Genomic DNA, 19,343 nt, shown 5'->3' on the forward strand with positions numbered 1-19,343 from the left:
CTCAGCCGGCATGGCGAGCACCGCCCCCCGGGGCGCCGAGAGCGTCGAACGGGATCGTTCCCACGTCCTCGAAGCGCACCCGTTCCCCCCGGAACACCGGCCCCTCCGCACACGCCCGGACCATCCGGGTGACGCCGTCGTCGCCGATGACCGGCAGCACGCACGTCATGCAGACGCCGATGCCGCACGCCATCGCCTCCTCCACCGCCACCTGCACCGGGATGTCGAACTCCATCGCCACCGCGGTCACCGCCCGCAGCGACTCCATCGGCCCGCACGCGTAGACGGCGTCGGCGTGCGTGTCGGCGATCACCGACGGCAGCGCGTCGGTGACCCGGCCGCGCACGCCGAGCGAGCCGTCCTCGGTCGTCAGCGTGGTCGTCTCGGCCATCCGCCGGGCCCGCATCGCGCCGAACACCCGGTCCGCGCTGGCCGCGCCGAGCACGAAGTCGACCCGGCAGCCGCGCTCCAGCAGCGCGTCGGCCAGCGGGAACAGCACGGCCGAGCCGTACTCGGCGCCGACCAGCACGCAGTGCACCGGATCGCGCGGCAGCGGGAACGGCCTGCCCAGCGGGCCGACCAGGTCCAGCGTGTCGCGGGCGCGCCGCTCGGCGAGCCACGCCGTGCCGGGGCCGCGCACGGTGAAGACCAGCTCCACCGTGCCACCGTAATCAGACTTGACGTCGTGGATGGACAGGGCGCGCCGCGTCACCATGGACGTGCCGGCGCCCCCGGCCGCGACGGAGACGAAGTGGCCGGGGCGGTAGCGCTCGGCGATGCCGGGCGCCACCACGGTCAGCGCATGGTAGGCGTCGACCCGGCGCGTCGTCAGCACCGTGCCCGTCACCTGCACCGGAGTGCCGGCCAGTCTGCTTCACCTCCTGGGGGAGCTAGCCCCGTAGTGCCTGCGCGTGCTCCTGGAGGGACCGTACGCCGACGTCGCCCCGCACGATCGCCTGGATGCCCGCCGCGGCGGCGGCGAGCCCGGAGACGGTGGTGATGCACGGCACGCCGCGCAGCACCGCCGCGGTGCGGATCTCGTAGCCGTCGAGGCGCGGCCCGGACTGGCCGGGGCTGCCGAACGGCGTGTTGACGATCAGGTCGATCTCGCCGTCCAGGATGCACTGCACGATCGTGGGCTCACCTCCGGGACCGGTCCCCTCGCTGTGCTTTCGCACGATCTTGGCATGGACGCCGTTGCGGCGCAGCACCTCGGCCGTGCCCTCGGTGGCGAGGATCTCGAACCCGAGGTCGGCGAGCGCCTTCACCGGGAAGATCATCGCACGCTTGTCGCGGTTGGCGACGGATACGAACGCGCGTCCCTTCGTCGGAAGCTCACCGTACGCCGCGGCCTGCGACTTGGCGAAAGCCGTGCCGAAGAACGCGTCGATGCCCATGACCTCGCCCGTCGAGCGCATCTCCGGCCCGAGCACGATGTCGACGCCGCGGAAGCGGTTGAACGGCAGCACCGCCTCCTTGACCGCGATCGAGGCGTCCAGCGGCAGCGTGCCGCCGTCGCCGCCGGTCGGCAGCATGCCCTCGGCGCGCAGCTCGGCGAGCGTGGCGCCGAGCATGACCCGGGCCGCCGCCTTGGCCAGCGGCACCGCGGTCGCCTTGGACACGAACGGCACCGTACGGCTGGCGCGCGGGTTGGCCTCCAGGACGTACAGGACCCCGGCCGACATCGCGTACTGGACGTTGAGCAGCCCCCGCACGCCCACCCCGGCGGCGATGGCCTCGGTGGCGGCGCGGATGCGCTTGATGTCGTGGCTGCCGAGCGTGATGGGCGGCAGCGCGCACGCCGAGTCGCCGGAGTGGATGCCGGCCTCCTCGATGTGCTCCATGACGCCGCCCAGGTAGAGCTCGGAGCCGTCGTAGAGGGCGTCGACGTCGATCTCGATGGCCTCGTCGAGGAACTTGTCGACCAGCACCGGGTGGCCGCCCTCCTGGGCCGCCATGTAGGTGGTGAGCGTCTCGTCGTCGTAGACGATGGCCATGCCGGCGCCGCCGAGCACGTACGAGGGCCGCACGAGCACCGGGTAGCCGATCTCCTCGGCGACGGCCAGCGCCTCGGCGACCGTGGTGGCGGTGCCGTGCTTGGGCGCCGGCAGCCCGGCCTCGGCCAGCACCCGGCCGAACGCGCCGCGCTCCTCGGCCAGGTGGATCGACTCCGGCGAGGTGCCGACGACGGGCACGCCCGCGTCCTTGAGCGCCTGCGCGAGGCCGAGCGGCGTCTGGCCGCCGAGCTGCACGATGACGCCGGCGACGGGGCCGGTCTGCTGCTCGGCGTGCACGACCTCCAGGACGTCCTCCAGCGTGAGCGGCTCGAAGTAGAGCCGGTCGGAGGTGTCGTAGTCGGTCGAGACGGTCTCCGGGTTGCAGTTGACCATGACGGTCTCGAACCCGGCCCTGGCCAGCTCGAACGAGGCGTGCACGCACGCGTAGTCGAACTCGATGCCCTGCCCGATGCGGTTGGGCCCGGAGCCGAGGATGATCACCTTCTCGCGCTCGCCGTAGGGGACCTCGCTCTCCTCGTCGTAGGCCGAGTAGAGGTAGGGCGTGCGGGCGGCGAACTCGGCGGCGCAGGTGTCGACGGTGTTGTAGACGGGCCGCAGGCCGAGCGCGTGACGCAGGTCGCGGACGCGGGCCTCGTCGATGCCGCGGATCTCGCCGATCTGCGCGTCGCTGAAGCCGTGGCGCTTGGCCCGCTGGAGCGTCTCGGCGGTCAGGTCGTCGGCCGCGGCGAGCTCGCGGGCCTCCTCGTCCAGCAGGAAGAGCTGGTCGAGGAACCACGGGTCGACGCTGGTCGCCTCAAACAGCTCCTCGGGCGTGGCGCCCGCCCTGATCGCCTGCTGCATGGTGCGCAGCCGGCCGTCGTGCGGGACGCGGCACTCCTCCAGCAGCTCGTCCTTGGGACGCACCTCGCCGGCCCAGGTGAAGGACGAGTCCTTCTTCTCCAGCGACCGCAGCGCCTTCTGCAGCGCCTCGGGGAAGGAGCGGCCGATGGCCATCGCCTCGCCCACGGACTTCATGTGCGTGGTGAGCGTGCGGTCGGCGCCGGCGAACTTCTCGAAGGCGAAGCGCGGCACCTTGACCACGATGTAGTCGAGGGTCGGCTCGAAGGAGGCCGGGGTCTCCTTGGTGATGTCGTTGGGGATCTCGTCGAGCGTGTAGCCGATGGCCAGCTTGGCGGCGATCTTGGCGATCGGGAAGCCGGTGGCCTTCGAGGCGAGCGCCGACGAGCGCGACACGCGCGGGTTCATCTCGATGACGATCATGCGGCCGGAGCGCGGGTCGACCGCGAACTGGATGTTGCAGCCGCCGGTGTCGACGCCGACCTCGCGGATGACCGCGATGGCCACGTCGCGCATGTTCTGGTATTCGCGGTCAGTCAGGGTGAGCGCGGGCGCGACGGTGACGCTGTCGCCGGTGTGGACGCCCATCGGGTCGATGTTCTCGATCGAGCAGACGATGACGACGTTGTCGGCCTTGTCGCGCATCACCTCCAGCTCGTACTCCTTCCAGCCGAGGATGGACTCCTCCAGGAGCACCTCGGTGGTCGGCGAGGCGTCGAGCCCGGCCCCGGCGATGCGCCGCAGGCCCTCCTCGTCGTAGGCGAAGCCGGAGCCGACGCCGCCCATCGTGAACGACGGCCGCACCACCAGCGGGTAGCCGAGCTCGCCGGCGGCGGCCAGCACCTCGTCCATCGTGTGGCAGATGAGCGAGCGGGCCGACTCGGCGTTGAGGCCGTGCTCGCGGGCGACCTTGGCGACGATCTCCTTGAACTTCTCGCGGTTCTCGCCGGCCTGGATGGCGTCGAAGTCGGCGCCGATCAGCTCGACGTCGTAGCGCTCCAGCACGCCCGCCTCGTGCAGCGCGACCGCGGTGTTGAGCGCGGTCTGGCCGCCGAGCGTGGGCAGCAGCGCGTCGGGCCGCTCCTTGGCGATGATCTTCTCGACGAACTCGGGGGTGATGGGCTCGACGTAGGTGGCGTCGGCGAACTCCGGGTCCGTCATGATCGTCGCCGGGTTGCTGTTGACCAGGATGACCCGGAAGCCCTCGGCCCGCAGCACGCGGCACGCCTGGGTGCCGGAGTAGTCGAACTCGCACGCCTGCCCGATGACGATCGGACCGGAGCCGATCACCAGGACGGAGCTGATGTCCTCACGCTTGGGCACGACGCATGACCTCACAGAACTCGTCGAACAGGTAGGCCGCGTCGTGCGGCCCGGCGGCGGCCTCGGGGTGGTACTGCACGCTGAAGGCGCGCCCGTCGAGCAGGCGCAGCCCCTCCACGCAGCGGTCGTTGAGGTTGACGTGGCTGACCTCGGCCGGCCCGTACGGGGTGTCGAACGGGCCGTCGAGCGGCGCCTCGACGGCGAAGCCGTGGTTGTGGGCGGAGATCTCCACCTTGCCGGTGCGCACGTCCTGGACGGGCTGGTTGACGCCCCGGTGGCCGTAGCGCAGCTTGTAGGTGGAAAGGCCCAGGGCGCGGCCGAAGATCTGGTTGCCGAAGCAGATGCCGAAGAACGGCACCCGGGCCTCCAGGACCTGCCGCAGCGCGGTGACGTCGACGGTGGCGGGGTCGCCCGGCCCGTTGGACAGGAACACCCCGTCGGGCTCGACGGCCATGATCTGCTCGAACGTGGCTCCGGCGGGCAGCACGTGCACCTCGCAGCCGCGCTCGGCCATCCGCTGTGGTGTCATGCCCTTGATGCCCAGGTCGACGGCGGCGACGGTGAACCGCTTCGCGCCGACGGCCGGCACCACGTACGGCTCGGCCGTGGTGACCTCGCCGGACAGGTCGGCGCCCTGCATGCGGGGCGACTGCCGGACGCGCTCGACGAGCTCCTCGACCGGCTCCGACGGGGCGGAGAAGATGCCGGCCCGCATGGCGCCGCGCTCGCGCAGGTGGCGGGTGAGCGCCCGGGTGCCGGGGATGGCGATGCCGACGACGCCCTGGTCCTTGAGGTAGTCGCCGAGCGAGCGGGTGGCCCGCCAGTTGGAGACCACCCGGGACGGCTCGCGCACCACGTAGCCGGCGACCCAGGCGCGGCCCGACTCGGGGTCCTCGTCGTTGACGCCGGTGTTGCCGATGTGCGGGGCCGTCATGGCCACGATCTGACGGTGGTAGGAGGGGTCGGTCAGGGTCTCCTGGTAGCCGGTCATGCCGGTGTTGAAGACCATCTCGCCGAAGGTCTCGCCTTCGGCGCCGTAGGGAGTTCCGTGGAAGACTCGGCCGTCTTCCAGGACGAGAACCGCGTTGGTCACGCCAGCTTCCCTTCGAGAACGGTGGGCTTGCCCCTCAGGAACGTCGCCACGACCCGGCCGGGCAGGGTCATGCCCGCGTACGGGGTGTTGCGGCTCTTGGACGCGAACGCTGAGGGGTCCACCTCGGTGCGGACGGACGGGTCGTACAGGGTGATGTTGGCCGGTGAGCCGGGCTCGATCGGGCGGCCCTGGCCCGCCAGGCGGCCGATGCGCGCGGGCGCGGCCGACATGCGGTCGGCGACGCCCGCCCAGTCGAGCAGGCCGGTGTCGATCATGGCCTCCTGCACCACGCTGAGCGCCGTCTCCAGGCCGACCATGCCCATGGCGGCGGCCGACCACTCGGTCTCCTTGTCCTCCACCGGGTGGGGGGCGTGGTCGGTGGCCACGACGTCGATGGTGCCGTCGGCCAGCGCCGCGCGCAGCGCCTCGACGTCGGCGCGGGTGCGCAGCGGCGGGTTGACCTTGTAGATGGGGTTGTAGGCGCCGGCCGGCGACTCCTCGACGAGGTCGTCGGTCAGCAGCAGGTGGTGCGGGGTCACCTCGGCGGTGATGTTCCAGCCCTTGGACTTGGCCCAGCGCAGGATCTCGACCGAGCCGGCGGTGGAGACGTGGCAGACGTGCAGGCGGGAGCCGACGTGCGCGGCCAGCAGGCAGTCACGCGCGATGATCGCCTCCTCGGCGACCGCCGGCCAGCCGGTCAGGCCGAGCCTGCCGGAGACGACGCCCTCGTTCATCTGGGCGCCCTCGGTGAGCCGGGGCTCCTGGGCGTGCTGGGCCACGACGCCGTCGAACGCCTTGACGTACTCCAGCGCGCGGCGCATGAGCACGGCGTCGCTGACGCACTTGCCGTCGTCGGAGAAGACGCGGACGCGGGCGGCGGAGTCGGCCATCGCGCCGAGCTCGGCGAGCTGGCGGCCGTCGAGGCCGACCGTGACGGCGCCGACCGGGTGCACGTCGCACAGGCCGTACTCGCGGCCGAGCCGCCAGACCTGCTCCACGACGCCGGCGGTGTCGGCGACGGGCGAGGTGTTGGCCATCGCGTGCACGGCGGTGTAGCCGCCGCGGGCGGCCGACTGGGTGCCGGTGAGCACGGTCTCGGCGTCCTCGCGGCCCGGCTCGCGCAGGTGGGTGTGCAGGTCGACGAGGCCGGGCAGCGCGACGGCGCCCTGCCCGTCGATCACCTCGCCGCCGGTCAGGCCGGTGCCGACCTCGGCCACGACGCCGTCGGCTATGCGGATGTCGACCGGCTCGCCGCCGAGAATCCGGACGTTGTGAATGATCACGCGATCTCCCCCCCGAGGAGCAGGTACAGCACGGCCATGCGGATGGTCACCCCGTTGGCGACCTGCTCGACGATCGTCGAGCGGGGCGAGTCGGCCACCTCGGCGGCGATCTCCATGCCCCGGTTCATCGGACCCGGGTGCATGACGATGGCCTCCTCCGGCAGCTTGGCGAACCGGTCACGGTCGAGGCCGTAGCGCCGGGAGTATTCGCGCTCGCTGGGGAAGTAGGCGGCGTTCATCCGCTCCTTCTGCACGCGCAGCATCATCACCGCGTCGGACTTGGGCAGCACGCCGTCGAGGTCGTAGGAGACCGCGCACGGCCAGGTGTCGACCGAGACCGGCAGCAGCGTCGGCGGGGCCACCAGCGTGACCTCGGCGCCGAGCGTGTGCAGCAGCAGCACGTTGGAGCGGGCGACCCGGCTGTGCAGCACGTCGCCGACGATCGTGATGCGGCGCCCGTCGAGCGAGCCGAGGCGGCGGCGCATCGAGAAGGCGTCGAGCAGCGCCTGGGTGGGGTGCTCGTGGGTGCCGTCGCCGGCGTTGACCACGCTGCCGTGCACCCAGTTGGCCAGCCGGTGCGGCGCGCCGGACGAGCCGTGCCGGATGACGACGGCGTCGGCGCCCATCGCCTCCAGCGTCAGCGCGGTGTCCTTGAGCGACTCGCCCTTGGAGACGCTCGACCCCTTGGCCGAGAAGTTGATCACGTCGGCGGACAGCCGCTTGGCCGCCGCCTCGAACGAGATCCTGGTGCGGGTGGAGTCCTCGAAGAACAGGTTGACCACCGTGCGCCCGCGCAGCGTGGGCAGCTTCTTGATGGAACGTTCCGAGACTCTCGCCAGCTCCTCGGCGGTGTCGAGGATGAGCAGCGCGTCGTCGCGGGTGAGGTCGCCGGCGGAGATGAGATGACGGTTCATCTGGCGTCCTCCTTCATGAGCAGGACCGCGTCGCGCCCGTCGATCTCCTGCAGGAAGACCTTGACCTTCTCGCTCTTGGCCGTGGGCAGGTTCTTGCCGACGTAGTCGGCGCGGATCGGCAGCTCGCGGTGGCCGCGGTCGACGAGCGTGGCGAGCTGGACGGCGGTCGGCCGGCCCAGGTCGTTGAGCGCGTCGAGGGCGGCGCGGACGGTGCGGCCGGAGTAGAGGACGTCGTCGACGAGGACGACGGTCCGGCCGTCGATGCCGTCGGCGGGCACCTCGGTGCGGCCGAGCGGGCGGACGGGGCCGCGGCGCAGGTCGTCGCGGTACATGGTGATGTCGATCGAGCCGACGGGGATCTTCAGCCCCTCGAACTGCTCGATGCGGTCACCGAGCCGGCGGGCCAGCGTGGCGCCGCGGGTCGGGATGCCGAGGAGGACGACTTCGTCGGCGCCCTTGGTTCGTTCGAGGATCTCGTGCGCGATGCGCGTGAGCGCCCGATGGATGTCCGGGCCTTCGAGCACGGCCCTGGATTCGGACATGAGGGATTCACCACCTTTCCCGCCTCACAGGACGGGCCTTAAAGGATGCTGGTCGGCACACACAGTACCAGGCGGCTACCAGCGGCAACGGCGGGGTAGGCGTCAGGTGATGGGTCACACAGGGGGTTTCCGGGGATAGAGGGAAAATGACATTTCACGTCGATTCGGAGGTGGGCCGGCTCCACCAGGTCCTGTTGCACCGGCCGGAGCTGTCGCTGAAGAGGCTGACGCCGTCCAACAAGGACGCCTTCCTCTTCGACGACGTCCTGTGGGTGCAGCGGGCGGTCGAGGAGCACCGCGAGTTCGAGCAGGTGCTGCGCGGCCGGGGCGTCGTCGTGCACCTGCTGTCGGACCTGCTCGGCGAGACGGTGGAGATCCCCGAGGCGCGCAAGCACATCCTGGACGCGGTCGTGGACGAGCGGTGGCTGGGCCCCGTGGCGGTCGACGACATCCGCAACGCGCTCGACGCCATGGACGCCGGCACGCTGTCCACGTACCTGACCGGCGGCATCACCCGCGGCGAGCTGGCCGCGCTGGGCTGCGAGCCGCGGTCGGTGGCCTTCCACACGCTCGGCCGCGACGACTTCATCCTGCCGCCGCTGCCCAACCACCTGTTCACCCGCGACACCTCCTGCTGGGTGTACGACGGCGTGTCCATCAACGCCATGAAGAAGAAGGCGCGGATGCGCGAGACGGTGAACATGGAGGCGATCTACCAGTTCCACCCGATGTTCGCCGGCGGCTTCGACCGGCCGGGGCCGGGCGGCTACCACGTGTGGATGCCGGGGCACGCGGTGGCGCCGGCCACGCTGGAGGGCGGCGACGTGCTCGTCATCGGGCGCGGCGCGGTGCTCGTCGGGATGAGCGAGCGCACCCAGCCGCAGGCCGTGGAGATGCTGGCCCGCAACCTCTTCAGGGCCGGCTCGGCGCGCCGCATCGTGGCGCTCAACATGCCGAAGGCCCGCGCGTTCATGCACCTCGACACCGTCATGACAATGCTGGACGAGGGCGTGTTCACCAAGTACGCCGGGCTCGGCATGCTGCCCGCCTACACGATCGAGCCCGGCCGCAACGACAAGGAGCTGCTGGTCACCGACCATCCGCCGCAGGACATGCACGCCGCCATCGCGCACGCGCTGGACCTGCCGGAGATCACCGTGCTGACGCCGACGCAGGACGTCTCCGCCGCCGAGCGCGAGCAGTGGGACGACGGCTGCAACGGCCTGGCCGTCGAGCCGGGCGTCGTCATCGCCTACGAGCGCAACACCACGACCAACAACTACCTGCGCGACAACGGCATCGAGGTCATCACCATCCGGGGCAGCGAGCTCGGCCGGGGCCGGGGCGGGCCGCGCTGCATGAGCTGCCCGCTCGAACGCGACGGCATCTGAGGGCCCGCCGTGTCACTGATCCGCGGCCTGCTGCGCACCAAGCCGGCCGAGCGCATCGTCGCCGAGGGCGGCCGGGGCGAGGGCGGCGAGCTGCGCCGCACCATGTCGCTGTGGCAGCTCACGCTCTTCAGCGTGGGCGCCACGCTGGGCACCGGCATCTTCGTCATCCTCGGCCAGGCCGTGCCCAAGGCCGGACCGGCGGTGGTGCTGGCGTTCGTGCTGGCGGCGATCACGGCCCTGTTCTCCGCGCTGTCGTACGCCGAGCTCGCCGGGACCATCCCGGTGTCCGGCTCGTCCTACTCCTACGCGTACGCGACCATGGGCGAGCTCGTGGCCTGGGTGTGCGGCTGGTGCCTCATGCTGGAGTACGCCGTCTCCGTCGCCGCCGTCGCCGTCGGCTGGGGCGAGTACCTCAACGCCTTCCTGTACGGCCTGACCGGCTGGACGCTGCCCGACGCCGTCACCCGCTCGCCCGGCCAGGACGGCGGCGTCGTCAACGTCACCGCGATCCTCATCGTGCTGCTGGCCACCTGGGTGCTGCTGCGCGGCTCCTCCGAGAGCGCCACGGCCAACAGCGTGTTCGTGCTCATCAAGATCGCCGTGCTGGTGTTCTTCTGCGTGGTGGCGTTCACCGGCTTCCAGGCGGGCAACTTCGCCCCGTTCGCGCCGATGGGCGTCGCCGGGGTGACGGCCGCCGCGTCCCAGGTGTTCTTCTCCTACATCGGCTTCGACGCCGCCTCCACCGCGGGCGAGGAGGCCAAGAACCCCAAACGCGACCTGCCGCTGGCCATCGTGCTGTCACTGGCCGTCGTCACCCTGCTGTACGTGCTCGTCGCGCTGGCCGCCATCGGCGCCATGCCGTGGACGGACTTCGACCCCGAGAGCACCGAGGCCAGCCTGGCGCTCATCGCCGACCTGGCCACCGGCTCGACGTGGGCGGGGCTCGTCGTCTCGTTCGGCGCGGTGATCGCGATCGCCAGCGTCGTCCTGACCGTCATGTACGGCCAGACGCGCATCCTGTTCGCCATGTCCCGCGACGGGCTCGTGCCGCGGATCTTCCAGCGGGTCAACCCGCGCCGCCAGGTGCCGGTCGCCAACACGCTCATCGTCACGCTGTTCATCGCGGTGCTGGCCGGGCTCGTCCCGCTCGGCCAGCTCGCCGAGGCCACCAGCATCGGCACGCTGTTCGCCTTCGCCATCGTCAACGCCGGCGTGCTCGTGCTCCGCTACCGGCGCCCCGACCTGCCGCGCAGCTTCCGCGCCCCGCTGTTCCCTCTGACGCCGGTGCTCGGCGTCATCCTGTGCGTCCTGGTGATGGCCGGCCTGGCCGGGGTCACCTGGGCGGCGTTCGGCCTGTGGATGCTGGCCGGGCTCGTCTGTTACTTCCTGTACGGCTACCGCCACTCGCGGTTGAACGCCGAGGTGCGCTGATGCGGTTCGAGAACGTGCTGACCGGATTCATCCCGGAGGCCCGCGGCCGCGACGGGCTGACGCTGGCCGTGCTGCTGGCCCGGCAGACCGGCGCGCGGCTGACGGTCGCCGCCGTCAAGCCGCCCGCCTGGGGTCCCCCGGGACCGGCGCGCGCCGACGCCGGGGCGTGGGCCGCCTACCTCGACGAGCAGGCCGCAGCCACCCTCGACCAGGCGCGCGAGCTGACCGGCGAGCTGGCCGGCAAGGAGGCCGGCGAGGAGGCCGCCTACCTCGCCTACACGCACAAGGGCAGCGGGCGCGGGCTGGTGGAGCTGGCGCGCAAGCGCTCGGCGGACGTGGTCGTCATCGGGTCGGCGCCCGGCGGCGGCAAGGACCGCATCGCCCTCGGCAGCACCGCCGACCAGCTCCTGCACGCCTCGCCGGTGCCGGTGCTGCTGGCCCCGCGCGGCTACGCCGACGAGCCGCCCGCCGCGCTGGAGCGCCTCACCGTCGCCTACCGGCGCGGCCCCGGCGCGGACGCCGCCGTCAAGCGCGCCGCCGCCATCGCCGCCGGGCTGGACCTGCCGCTGCGCCTGGTCACGCTGGTGCTCAGGAGCGGCCGCCCGGCCAGGGCCGAGGAGGAGATGCTGGCCCGGCTGCGCGACCAGGCCGCCGCCGACCTGAAGTCGGCCGCCCGGGGTCACCGGCGGCGCACCCAGGTGGAGGTGGAGATCCTGGAGGGCCGCAACGTCGCCCAGGCCATGCGCGCGGGCACGTGGCTGCCCGGCGAGCTGGTCATCTGCGCCTCCAGCGACTCGGGGCCGCTCAGGCGGGTGTTCCTCGGCGACACCAGCATCAAGATCGTACGGGCGGCGACCAGGCCGGTCATGATCCTGACCCGTCAGCCTTGATCCGCTTTCGCCCCGGTGCCGAAACCGGCCGTGTTACTCGGCAAACTATGACGAAGTAGTGTTACCACCGGGACATGAGGGGCTTAAGTGGCGTTCCATACCGGATCGGATTCGGCATCTTTTTTCCAATCAGCTTGACCTTAGGCGTCCACCCCTTTACCGTCACTGAGCGTAACCAACACCGCGCGGCGTTCCCGGGGGCAGCCCGGGGGCCACGGCCACCCCATGGCGCCGGACCCGGCACCGTACCCCCGGTGGCTCAGGCATTCGCCGCAAGGGAGCACAATCTACTGAGAGCTATAGATACGAGAGCCGGGGGGCCACACAATGCCGTCTGAGTACGCAAAGTCGCTGGGTGCACGACTCCGCGCCATCCGCACCCAGCAGGGCCTGTCCCTGCACGGAGTCGAAGAGAAGTCGCGCGGCAGGTGGAAAGCCGTGGTCGTGGGCTCGTACGAGCGTGGCGACCGCGCCGTCACCGTGCAGAAGCTTGCCGAGCTTGCCGACTTCTACGGGGTGCCCGTCTCGGAGCTGCTGCCGGGCGGCGCCGCGCCGAGCCCGCTCGGGCCGACGCCCAAGCTTGTCATCGACCTGGAGCGGCTTGCCACCCTGCCCAAGGAGAAGGCCGGCGCCCTGGCCCGCTACGCCGCCACCATCCAGAGCCAGCGTGGCGACTACAACGGCAAGGTCCTGTCGATCCGCCAGGAGGACCTGCGCTCCCTTGCGGTCATCTACGACAAGTCGCCGAGTGAGCTGACGGAGGAGCTCATCAGCTGGGGCGTCCTCGACGCCGAGGCCCGGCGCGCCGTCGAGTCCTTCTGACCCGCGACCGACTCCCCCAGGGGCGCCCGAGACCCACGGAGCGCCCCTTTTTCATGCTCATTTACTGGCATGTTGACCGTTTTAGGACAAACCCAACAAAGCACGCCAATCTGGTCACCATTCCCCGCCTCTCCCACTGTCGGCCGCTTCGCAACCCACCCCCACCCATTCCTCGGGTCCGGGACCGCTCCTGCGGGCGCGCGGGAGCGTTCCCTAAGGCCCGGAGAACGCTCTCCAGGCGACGAACCCGCCCAAGGTGACCCAAGGGGCCACAAGCGCCCTCCTGGGGCCGCGGAAACCGCCTTCCCGGGCGCTTGGGGCGCCTTCTTGAAGGGCTGGGCCCGCCCCTGCCCCGCTGGAACCGCCCCGGGAAGGCCGGGCGGGCGCAACGCCCCCCAAGGGGATGGGCGTGAACGCGCACGAAAAGACCAGGCCCTGGGCGCACGCCCGTGAAGAACGGGCCAGGGCCGCGCCCAGAGGACCCAGCCGGGGCTCACCTGGGAAGACCAGGCCGGGGCCGTGCTCGCGGGGTGTGAGGGCGGCGCATCGGAATCGGGAGTGGGCCGTCCGGGCGTGCGCGTACGCCGAACCGAGACTGCCGCGCCGGGGCAGCCCGGAACGCCGCCACAGCACGCGGACCGGCCGCAGGTGTTACGCCACGGGCGTGAGGCCGGGCGGCGGCGGCACCCTCACGTGGCGGACGTGAGGGTCACCTCGGGCAAACACCCGCCTACGAAGCGGGGACGGTGTCAGCCGGCGAGGGGGACGGCGGTGGGGAGCTGAGGCTGGGCGGGGACGCCCAGGAGGTCCTCCACCGTCGAGACGAACGTGTCGGCCTCGGCCAGCAGCTCGTCGGCGTCGGCGGCGCTGACGCCGCGGACCATGCCCGCCTCGGCGGCGGCGCGCTTGGCGGCGCTCACCGAGAAGTAGGCGGCCCACTCGGCGAGCTGGGGCTCGGCCTCGGGCAGCAGCTCCCAGGCGCTGCGCAGGCGACGCCGGCGGCCTTCCATGGGCCGGGGGCGGGCGGCGAGGATCGCCGCTGCCGCGCGCAGGGCCGCGAGGTGGGCCGACACGTAGCGCGAGGCCGGGGTGCGGGCGGCGGCCGCCTCCGCCAGGCAGGAACGGGAGTCGGTCAGGTGTGCCCGAACCGCAGGCGACAGCCGGGGCCCGGGCGTTTCTCTGTGCCGTGGTGCCATCTTGCGCGCCTCCTTCGAGTCGTGGGGCGACTCCCCGGCGTCCAGCCGGTGAGGTCAACAATCGCAGACCGCACCGACATTTCCGCCGGGCCGGCCGGACGAGGAGCTTCCCCTCTCCCCGTCCGGCCAGGACGCGCCCACTCGTCTCCGCCGACGACGAGGACGCGCCCTTCGCCCGTGGAGCCTGGCCGCGGGTGCCGCTTGGGGGAAGCGGCACCCACGACCAGGTCCGACGACGTGAGCCGCGAGCCTCACGCCACTAGGTCGAACATAATTTCGATCACGCTCGGTGTCAACCTGTTCCACGAACACAGGTTCGATCAGCGTGTCCCAAGAGCCGCCGAACCGTCGCCTGGGGGAGGCCTGACGCCCGTCCCCGGCCCTGGCTAGCATGACCGGCATGGGCCCCGTTCTGATGACCGCGATCCTGACCCTTCCGGCTCTCGCCTTGCTGCTGGTCCCGTTCCACGACGAGTCCGGCGCGACCGACTCCCGTAACGGCCTGGCCGGGTTGCGCACCCGCGAGACGCTGGCCTCGCGTGAGGCGTGGGACGCGGCGCACGCCTGGGCGCGGGGGCCGATGCGCGGGCTGGCGCTGGTCATGGCGGGGGTGCTGGCCGCCGCCGTGGCCGCCGAGGCGGCGCTGGACCTGCCGGAGCCGGCCGGGGTGGCGTTCGTCCTGGCGCAGGCGCTGCTGCTGGTGGGCGGGCTGGCGCTGATCGGCCGGCGCGCGCACCTCGTGGCCGCCCGGGTGAACCGGGAGCTCGCGACCGGCTCCTGACGTCCGGGAGCGCGTACGCCCGGGAACGTGCCATCCGCCCCGACTTCACACCCCCCGAGGAGAGGCTCCATGACCGTCGCGTACGACACGAGCTCGCTGGCCAGGTTCACCGGGGCGGTGCGGGGGCGGGTGCCGCTGCTGATCGGCGCGGTGGCGATCGGCGCGCCCGCCGCGTTCGCCTTCGACGCGGGCCTGCAGCTCGGCGAGGACGTGATGCACCTGGGCGGCCCGCTGAGCCTGCGCTCGGTGCGCAACCGGCTGTCGCGGCTGCTGTACGACCGGCGGTTCGGCGTCAGCACGGCTGACTTCGCCGATCTGTCGGATTTCGGGCTCGACCATCCGGAACGGGTCTACTACTCCCCCGCCCACTGGGGAACTCTGCGGCGCGCGCTGCCCCGGGACCACGTGGGCGGCGGCGACGTGTTCGTGGACCTGGGCGCGGGCAAGGGCCGGATGGCGCTGGAGGCGGCCAGCCGCTACCCGTTCAGGCGGGTGATCGGCGTGGAGCTGTCGGCGGAGCTGACCGAGGTGGCGCGGGCGAACCTGGCCGGCACCCGGCTGCGGCTGCGCGCGGGCGGCGTCGAGTTCGTCAACTCCGACGTGCTGGACTACGTCATCCCGGACGACGCCACGGTGGTGTTCCTGAACAACCCGTTCAGGGGCGAGATCTTCGCGGCCACGATGGACGGCCTGATCGCCTCGGCCGACCGGCGGCCCCGCCCGATCACGGTGATCTACTTCAACCCGGTCGAGGAGGCGTACCTGCTCGGGACCGGGCGTTTCCGCCACGTGCGCACGGTGACGCGTCGCGGCGGGCGGCCCGGCGACGTGTACGGGACGACCCGCGTGTACGAGGTCGTCCCGGCCGTCAGCGACGCCGGTGGCCGCCGGCCCGTGGAGGACGGGCGGCCACCGGCGTCAGGCGATCGCGATCGCCCCTGACGGGCAGAGGGTCACGGCCCGGCGGACCGCGTCCTCCTGGTCGGCGGGCGGCTCGGGCTTCAGCAGCATGACCGTGCCGTCGTCTTCGCTCTGGTCGAACACCTGGGGCGCGGTGAGCGCGCACATGCCCGCCCCGATGCAGACCGTGGTGTCGGCTTTGATCTCCATGTTCTAGACCTACCAGGTGACGGGCAGCCGGTGCACACCGTAGATGCTCATGTCCGTGCGCATGGGCACCTCGTGCGGCTCCACGGCCAGGCGCAGACGGGGGAAGCGGCGCAGCAGGGCCGCGTAGCCGATGCGCATCTCGATGCGGGCGAGCTGCTGGCCGAGGCACTGGTGGATGCCGTGGCCGAAGGCCAGGTGGCCGCCCGCGGGCCTGGTGACGTCGAGGGTGTCGGCGCCGGGGAAGCGGCCGGGGTCGCGGTTGACGACCGGCAGGTGGAGGGTGACGGCGTCGCCCTTGGCGATGAGCCGCCCGCCGATCTCGACGTCCTCCAGCGCCGCCCGGATCGGGCCCAGGTGGATGATGCTGAGGTAGCGCAGCAGCTCCTCGACGCCGTTGTCGACCACCGACGGGTCGTCGCGCATGGCGGCGAGCTGGTCGGGGTTGGTGAGCAGGGCGTAGGTGCCGAGGCCGAGCATGTTGGCGGTGGTCTCGTGCCCGGCGATCAGCAGCAGGATCGCGACGCCGGTGAGCTCGGCGTCGTCCAGCTCGCCGCCCACGGCCAGGCCGCTGAGCAGGTCGTCCTCGGGGTGCGCGCGCTTGCGCCCGATGAGGCCGCTCAGGTAGGCGGAGATCCGGCCGAGCGCGGCGAGCGCGTCGTCGGCCTTGGTCTCCAGGTTGACCAGGATGCGGGAGTCGTCCTGGAACTGCTCGCGGTCCTCGTACGGCACGCCCAGCAGCTCGCAGATGACCAGGGACGGGATCGGCAGCGCGAACGCCTCGACCAGGTCGGCGGGGCGCGGCCCGGCCTCCATGGCGTCCAGGCAGGACTCGGCGATCTCCTGGACGCGCGGTTCGAGCAGTTTCATCCGGCGGACCGTGAACTGGCCGGTGAGGAGCTTGCGGTAGCGGGTGTGCTCGGGCTGGTCCATGCGCAGGAAGAAGCCGGGCGGGACGCTGAACCTGCCGGCGTCCTCCGGCTTGAAGCCGGGCCGGGCGATCGGCGGGTGCATGAGCTCGGGCCGGTTGCTGAAGCGCGGGTCGGCCAGCACGGCGCGGGCCTCGTCGTAGCCGGTGACCAGCCAGCCCTCGTGGCCGTCGGCGTACGTCATCCGGTGGACCGCGGCCTGCTGCCGGATGCGCGTGAAGGTGTCCGGCGGGTCGAAGGGGCGTTCGCGCCGGGTGGTCATGGTCAGATCGGTCATCTGATGGGCTCCTCTCGCCTCGATCTCCAGAAAAGCTCATCGGATGCAAATTTGCAACAGATGAAAAACCGACTCGCATGCAGTACAGTTCGCACATGTCAGGACTGCGGGAGCGCAAGAAGCAGCGCACACGCCGGGCGCTGGCCGACGCCGCGATCCGGATGTTCACCGAGAAGGGCTACGAGGAGACGACGATCGCGGAGATCGCGGCCGCGGCCGACGTGTCGACGCGCACGTTCTTCGGCTACTTCGCCAGCAAGGAGGACGTGGTCTTCTACGACTCCGCCGCGCGGCTGGAGGAGCTGCTGGCCCGCGTCGCCGACCGGCGGCCGGGCGAGCCGGTGGCCGAGCTGCTGACGCGGGTGCTCCAGGACGGCATGGAGTCCGCGGTCGGCGGTGCGAGCCACGTCCTGGACGAGGCCAAGGGGCGCATGGACCTCATCATGAGCGTGCCGGCGCTCCAGGCGCGGGGCCTGCGCCTGCTGTTCGACAGCCAGTTGCGGCTCGCCGAGGCGGTGCACGAGGCCTACGCCGGCGAGCTCGACCTGGTGGAGGCGGCGGCCGTCGTCGGCTCGCTGGTGGGCGCGGTCAAGCTCGCCACGATGGCGAGCCTGAACAGGGGCGACGTCGGCGATCAGGTGCTGGAGGTGATGGCCATGGCCGCCGGCGTCGCCGTGCGCGGCCTGGCCCACGGGGACCCGGCCGAGCCGGGCGGCGCCCGTCCCGGGAGGATGTCCGCCTGAGTCACCTCCTGGGTGACGCGGGGCACGCCGGGTCGCGCCAGGCCGTCCACCCGTGACCCTTTCCGCCCTCGCCGGTGGCGACCCACCCGGCGGGCGGCGGCCCGGCGTCCTCGGGCACGAGCGCGCTGCAGGCGCCCGGCGGCGGCCCCTGCTTGCGGCCGTCGTACAGGTCCAGGGCCGTCCACCACACGCGGTGGGTGAGCGGCACCCAGATCCCCCAGTGGACCCGCGTGTCGACCGCGAACCCGCCGCCGGGCGGCGGCGCGTGCAGCCAGCCGGTGGCGGGGGCGGGCGGCGCCTTCGGGGCGAGATCGGCGGCGAAGGCCACGTGCACCGCCGCCAGCACCGCCGTGGCCACCACGATCCGGGTACGGCGGCGGGCGAACAGGCAGGCGGCCGCCAGGCAGGCCAGCAGGATCAGCGCCGCCCGGAACGTCGCGACCAGGTCGAGCGCGTCGCGTACGCCGCTGAGGAAGGACGTCTCGGGAAAGTCGAAGGCGATGTACGCGTAGCGGCGCAGCCGGTCCCCCGCGTACCAGGCGGCGACGCCCCCGGTGGCGGCCAGCAGCACTGCCGAGGCGGCCACGTGCCGCAGCGCCGCCGCCCGCCGGGCGCGCACCAGCACGAGCAGCCCGGCCAGCATCCAGGCGACCGCCACGCACGACAGGTAGCGGCCGTAGGCGTAGTTGCCGACCCGGTGCTCGTCGGGCAGCGCGGCCGAGGAGGCGTAGGCGATGCCCAGCGTCACGGCCAGCAGCGCGGCGGCCGTCACCCGGCCCGCGAGCGGCCCGCGCCGCACGGCGACGACGGCGGCCCCGGCCAGGCCGACGCCCGCGAGCCCCCACGTTCCGGCGATCAAGTACCAGAGCTGCCCGGCCGCCCCGGACAGCGCCCACGCCTGCCCGTCCGGCGTGGTGAGCCGGGAGACCAGCAGCGCGGTGAGGTCGCGGGGCCCGCGCGGGTAGAGGGCCGCGGACACCGCCGCGTTGAGCGCCCACCCGGCCGCCGCCACCGCCGCGGCCACCAGCGCCCCGGGGAGCACGGCGGTCCCGTACCCGCGGCGGGCGAGCACCAGCCCGGCCATGAGCACGACGAGGACGGCCAGGACGACCGTGCCGCGCAGGTGCACCGCCGTGGCGTACGCGGCGAGCGCGCCCGCCAGCACCCCTGCCCGTGCTCCTGCCCATGCCCCTAGCCGGCCGGGACCGCGCCTGACCAGGTCGTGCACGGCGAGCAGCCAGGCGAGCACGATGCTGGGCAGGATCGCGTCGGCCAGCGCCAGCCCCGAGAACAGCAGCCCCGGCGGCGCGAGCGCGGCGGCGAACCCCAGCGCCAGCGCGCCCCGCCGGCCGATCCCGAACCGCCGCAGCAGCAGGTACGCCAGCGGGAACGCCGTGGCGGCGGCCACCGACCCGGCCACGACCACCAGCCGGTAGACGGTGGCGGGGTCGGAGGTCAGCCAGTGGATCGGCGCCAGCAGCAGCGGGTAGCCGCCCCGGTAGAACGTGGTGCCGCTGAAGTCGGCGGCGGGCCCGCCGGCCAGCCAGCGCGCCCCGGCGAGATAGCCGGTCTCGTCCGGGTTCGCCACCGGCCCGGCGTGGTAGCGCGACAGCCACAGCCTCACCAGCACCTGGGCCACGAAGCCCGCCACCAGCAGGCTCGGGAGCGCGAACCGGCGGCGGGCGCGCGGTGGCCGTTCCAGCGCGGCGGGCGGGACGACGGACGGGACGGCAGCGGACAGCACGGATCTCCCCCAGTGCCGTCAC

Annotated in this window: 17 protein-coding genes; 7 read left to right on the plus strand and 10 right to left on the minus strand. The window is 72.5% G+C overall.

Annotated features, from left to right (window positions below; genetic code table 11):
- Position 1 precedes the first annotated feature (1 nt).
- From ACWDXC_RS24025 to pyrR, 6 genes are read right to left on the minus strand one after another with little or no spacing between them, the layout of a single operon-like run.
- Complete coding sequence (locus ACWDXC_RS24025; RefSeq protein WP_246645242.1) at positions 2 to 868, minus strand: dihydroorotate dehydrogenase electron transfer subunit; 867 nt, start codon at positions 866 to 868, stop codon at positions 2 to 4.
- Between the two features lie 22 nt (positions 869 to 890).
- Complete coding sequence (gene carB, locus ACWDXC_RS24030) at positions 891 to 4,178, minus strand: carbamoyl-phosphate synthase large subunit (protein ID WP_219507231.1); 3,288 nt, start codon at positions 4,176 to 4,178, stop codon at positions 891 to 893.
- Positions 4,165 to 5,271: a glutamine-hydrolyzing carbamoyl-phosphate synthase small subunit gene (gene carA / locus ACWDXC_RS24035; RefSeq protein WP_219507230.1), complete on the minus strand. Its 1,107-nt coding sequence runs from the start codon at positions 5,269 to 5,271 to the stop codon at positions 4,165 to 4,167. The genes carB and carA overlap by 14 nt, the downstream gene beginning before the upstream one ends.
- Positions 5,268 to 6,554 (minus strand): dihydroorotase, encoded by a 1,287-nt coding sequence (locus ACWDXC_RS24040; protein WP_449985513.1) that lies wholly within the window; start codon positions 6,552 to 6,554, stop codon positions 5,268 to 5,270. Before ACWDXC_RS24040 ends, carA begins: the two co-directional genes overlap by 4 nt.
- Positions 6,551 to 7,468 (minus strand): aspartate carbamoyltransferase catalytic subunit, encoded by a 918-nt coding sequence (locus ACWDXC_RS24045; protein ID WP_219507227.1) that lies wholly within the window; start codon positions 7,466 to 7,468, stop codon positions 6,551 to 6,553. Before ACWDXC_RS24045 ends, ACWDXC_RS24040 begins: the two co-directional genes overlap by 4 nt.
- A complete protein-coding gene (pyrR, locus tag ACWDXC_RS24050) occupies positions 7,465 to 8,010 on the minus strand; it encodes a bifunctional pyr operon transcriptional regulator/uracil phosphoribosyltransferase PyrR (protein WP_219507225.1) in 546 nt (181 codons plus the stop codon). The genes ACWDXC_RS24045 and pyrR overlap by 4 nt, the downstream gene beginning before the upstream one ends.
- 146 nt (positions 8,011 to 8,156) lie before the next feature.
- Here pyrR and ACWDXC_RS24055 point away from each other — a divergent pair, with 146 nt between their 5' ends.
- From ACWDXC_RS24055 to bldD, 4 genes are all read left to right on the plus strand, one after another.
- A complete protein-coding gene (locus ACWDXC_RS24055) occupies positions 8,157 to 9,401 on the plus strand; it encodes an arginine deiminase (protein ID WP_219507223.1) in 1,245 nt (414 codons plus the stop codon).
- A gap of 9 nt (positions 9,402 to 9,410) precedes the next feature.
- Entirely contained in the window at positions 9,411 to 10,832 is a 1,422-nt protein-coding gene (locus ACWDXC_RS24060; protein ID WP_364172352.1) for an amino acid permease, read from the plus strand.
- A complete protein-coding gene (locus ACWDXC_RS24065) occupies positions 10,832 to 11,722 on the plus strand; it encodes a universal stress protein (RefSeq protein WP_449985518.1) in 891 nt (296 codons plus the stop codon). The genes ACWDXC_RS24060 and ACWDXC_RS24065 overlap by 1 nt, the downstream gene beginning before the upstream one ends.
- A 327-nt stretch (positions 11,723 to 12,049) precedes the next feature.
- Entirely contained in the window at positions 12,050 to 12,544 is a 495-nt protein-coding gene (bldD, locus tag ACWDXC_RS24070) for a transcriptional regulator BldD (RefSeq protein ID WP_026214021.1), read from the plus strand.
- 749 nt (positions 12,545 to 13,293) lie between these two features.
- On the opposite strand, the gene ACWDXC_RS24075 is transcribed toward bldD, so the two are convergent.
- Positions 13,294 to 13,740: an SAV_6107 family HEPN domain-containing protein gene (locus ACWDXC_RS24075; RefSeq protein WP_449985520.1), complete on the minus strand. Its 447-nt coding sequence runs from the start codon at positions 13,738 to 13,740 to the stop codon at positions 13,294 to 13,296.
- Positions 13,741 to 14,140: 400 nt separating this feature from the next.
- Between ACWDXC_RS24075 and ACWDXC_RS24080 the strand changes: the two genes are divergently transcribed.
- On the plus strand, positions 14,141 to 14,521 hold the full coding sequence (locus ACWDXC_RS24080) for an SdpI family protein (protein ID WP_449985523.1): 381 nt from the start codon (positions 14,141 to 14,143) through the stop codon (positions 14,519 to 14,521).
- A gap of 69 nt (positions 14,522 to 14,590) precedes the next feature.
- Entirely contained in the window at positions 14,591 to 15,463 is an 873-nt protein-coding gene (locus tag ACWDXC_RS24085; RefSeq protein ID WP_246645234.1) for a class I SAM-dependent methyltransferase, read from the plus strand.
- Here the strand turns inward: ACWDXC_RS24085 and ACWDXC_RS24090 are convergent.
- Both ACWDXC_RS24090 and ACWDXC_RS24095 read right to left on the minus strand, forming a co-directional pair.
- Complete coding sequence (locus tag ACWDXC_RS24090; RefSeq protein WP_219507217.1) at positions 15,440 to 15,631, minus strand: ferredoxin; 192 nt, start codon at positions 15,629 to 15,631, stop codon at positions 15,440 to 15,442. The two genes, ACWDXC_RS24085 and ACWDXC_RS24090, sit on opposite strands and share 24 nt — an antisense overlap.
- Positions 15,632 to 15,640: 9 nt before the next feature.
- Positions 15,641 to 16,834, minus strand: a complete 1,194-nt coding sequence (locus ACWDXC_RS24095) for a cytochrome P450 (RefSeq protein ID WP_449985527.1) — start codon at positions 16,832 to 16,834, stop codon at positions 15,641 to 15,643.
- 95 nt (positions 16,835 to 16,929) lie between these two features.
- Between ACWDXC_RS24095 and ACWDXC_RS24100 the strand changes: the two genes are divergently transcribed.
- Positions 16,930 to 17,577 carry a TetR/AcrR family transcriptional regulator gene (locus ACWDXC_RS24100; RefSeq protein ID WP_449985529.1) on the plus strand — a complete coding sequence of 216 codons (648 nt, stop codon included), beginning with the start codon at positions 16,930 to 16,932 and terminating at the stop codon, positions 17,575 to 17,577.
- A 1-nt stretch (position 17,578) separates the two neighbouring features.
- Here the strand turns inward: ACWDXC_RS24100 and ACWDXC_RS24105 are convergent, their stop codons facing one another.
- Positions 17,579 to 19,321, minus strand: coding sequence for a hypothetical protein (locus ACWDXC_RS24105; protein ID WP_449985532.1), 1,743 nt, complete (start codon positions 19,319 to 19,321; stop codon positions 17,579 to 17,581).
- Positions 19,322 to 19,343 lie beyond the last annotated feature (22 nt).

It is taken from the genome of Nonomuraea sp. NPDC003214 (genome assembly GCF_053590035.1).

Bases quoted from the DNA above. Each gene is read 5' to 3' on its own strand.
- ACWDXC_RS24045 (WP_219507227.1), bottom strand. From the start codon at position 7,468: ATGAACCGTCATCTCATCTCCGCCGGCGACCTCACCCGCGACGACGCG.
- pyrR (WP_219507225.1), bottom strand. From the start codon at position 8,010: ATGTCCGAATCCAGGGCCGTGCTCGAAGGCCCGGACATCCATCGGGCG.
- ACWDXC_RS24055 (WP_219507223.1), top strand. From the start codon at position 8,157: ATGACATTTCACGTCGATTCGGAGGTGGGCCGGCTCCACCAGGTCCTG.
- ACWDXC_RS24065 (WP_449985518.1), top strand. From the start codon at position 10,832: ATGCGGTTCGAGAACGTGCTGACCGGATTCATCCCGGAGGCCCGCGGC.
- bldD (WP_026214021.1), top strand. From the start codon at position 12,050: ATGCCGTCTGAGTACGCAAAGTCGCTGGGTGCACGACTCCGCGCCATC.
- ACWDXC_RS24075 (WP_449985520.1), bottom strand. From the start codon at position 13,740: ATGGCACCACGGCACAGAGAAACGCCCGGGCCCCGGCTGTCGCCTGCG.
- ACWDXC_RS24080 (WP_449985523.1), top strand. From the start codon at position 14,141: ATGGGCCCCGTTCTGATGACCGCGATCCTGACCCTTCCGGCTCTCGCC.
- ACWDXC_RS24085 (WP_246645234.1), top strand. From the start codon at position 14,591: ATGACCGTCGCGTACGACACGAGCTCGCTGGCCAGGTTCACCGGGGCG.
- ACWDXC_RS24090 (WP_219507217.1), bottom strand. From the start codon at position 15,631: ATGGAGATCAAAGCCGACACCACGGTCTGCATCGGGGCGGGCATGTGC.
- ACWDXC_RS24095 (WP_449985527.1), bottom strand. From the start codon at position 16,834: ATGACCGATCTGACCATGACCACCCGGCGCGAACGCCCCTTCGACCCG.
- ACWDXC_RS24100 (WP_449985529.1), top strand. From the start codon at position 16,930: ATGTCAGGACTGCGGGAGCGCAAGAAGCAGCGCACACGCCGGGCGCTG.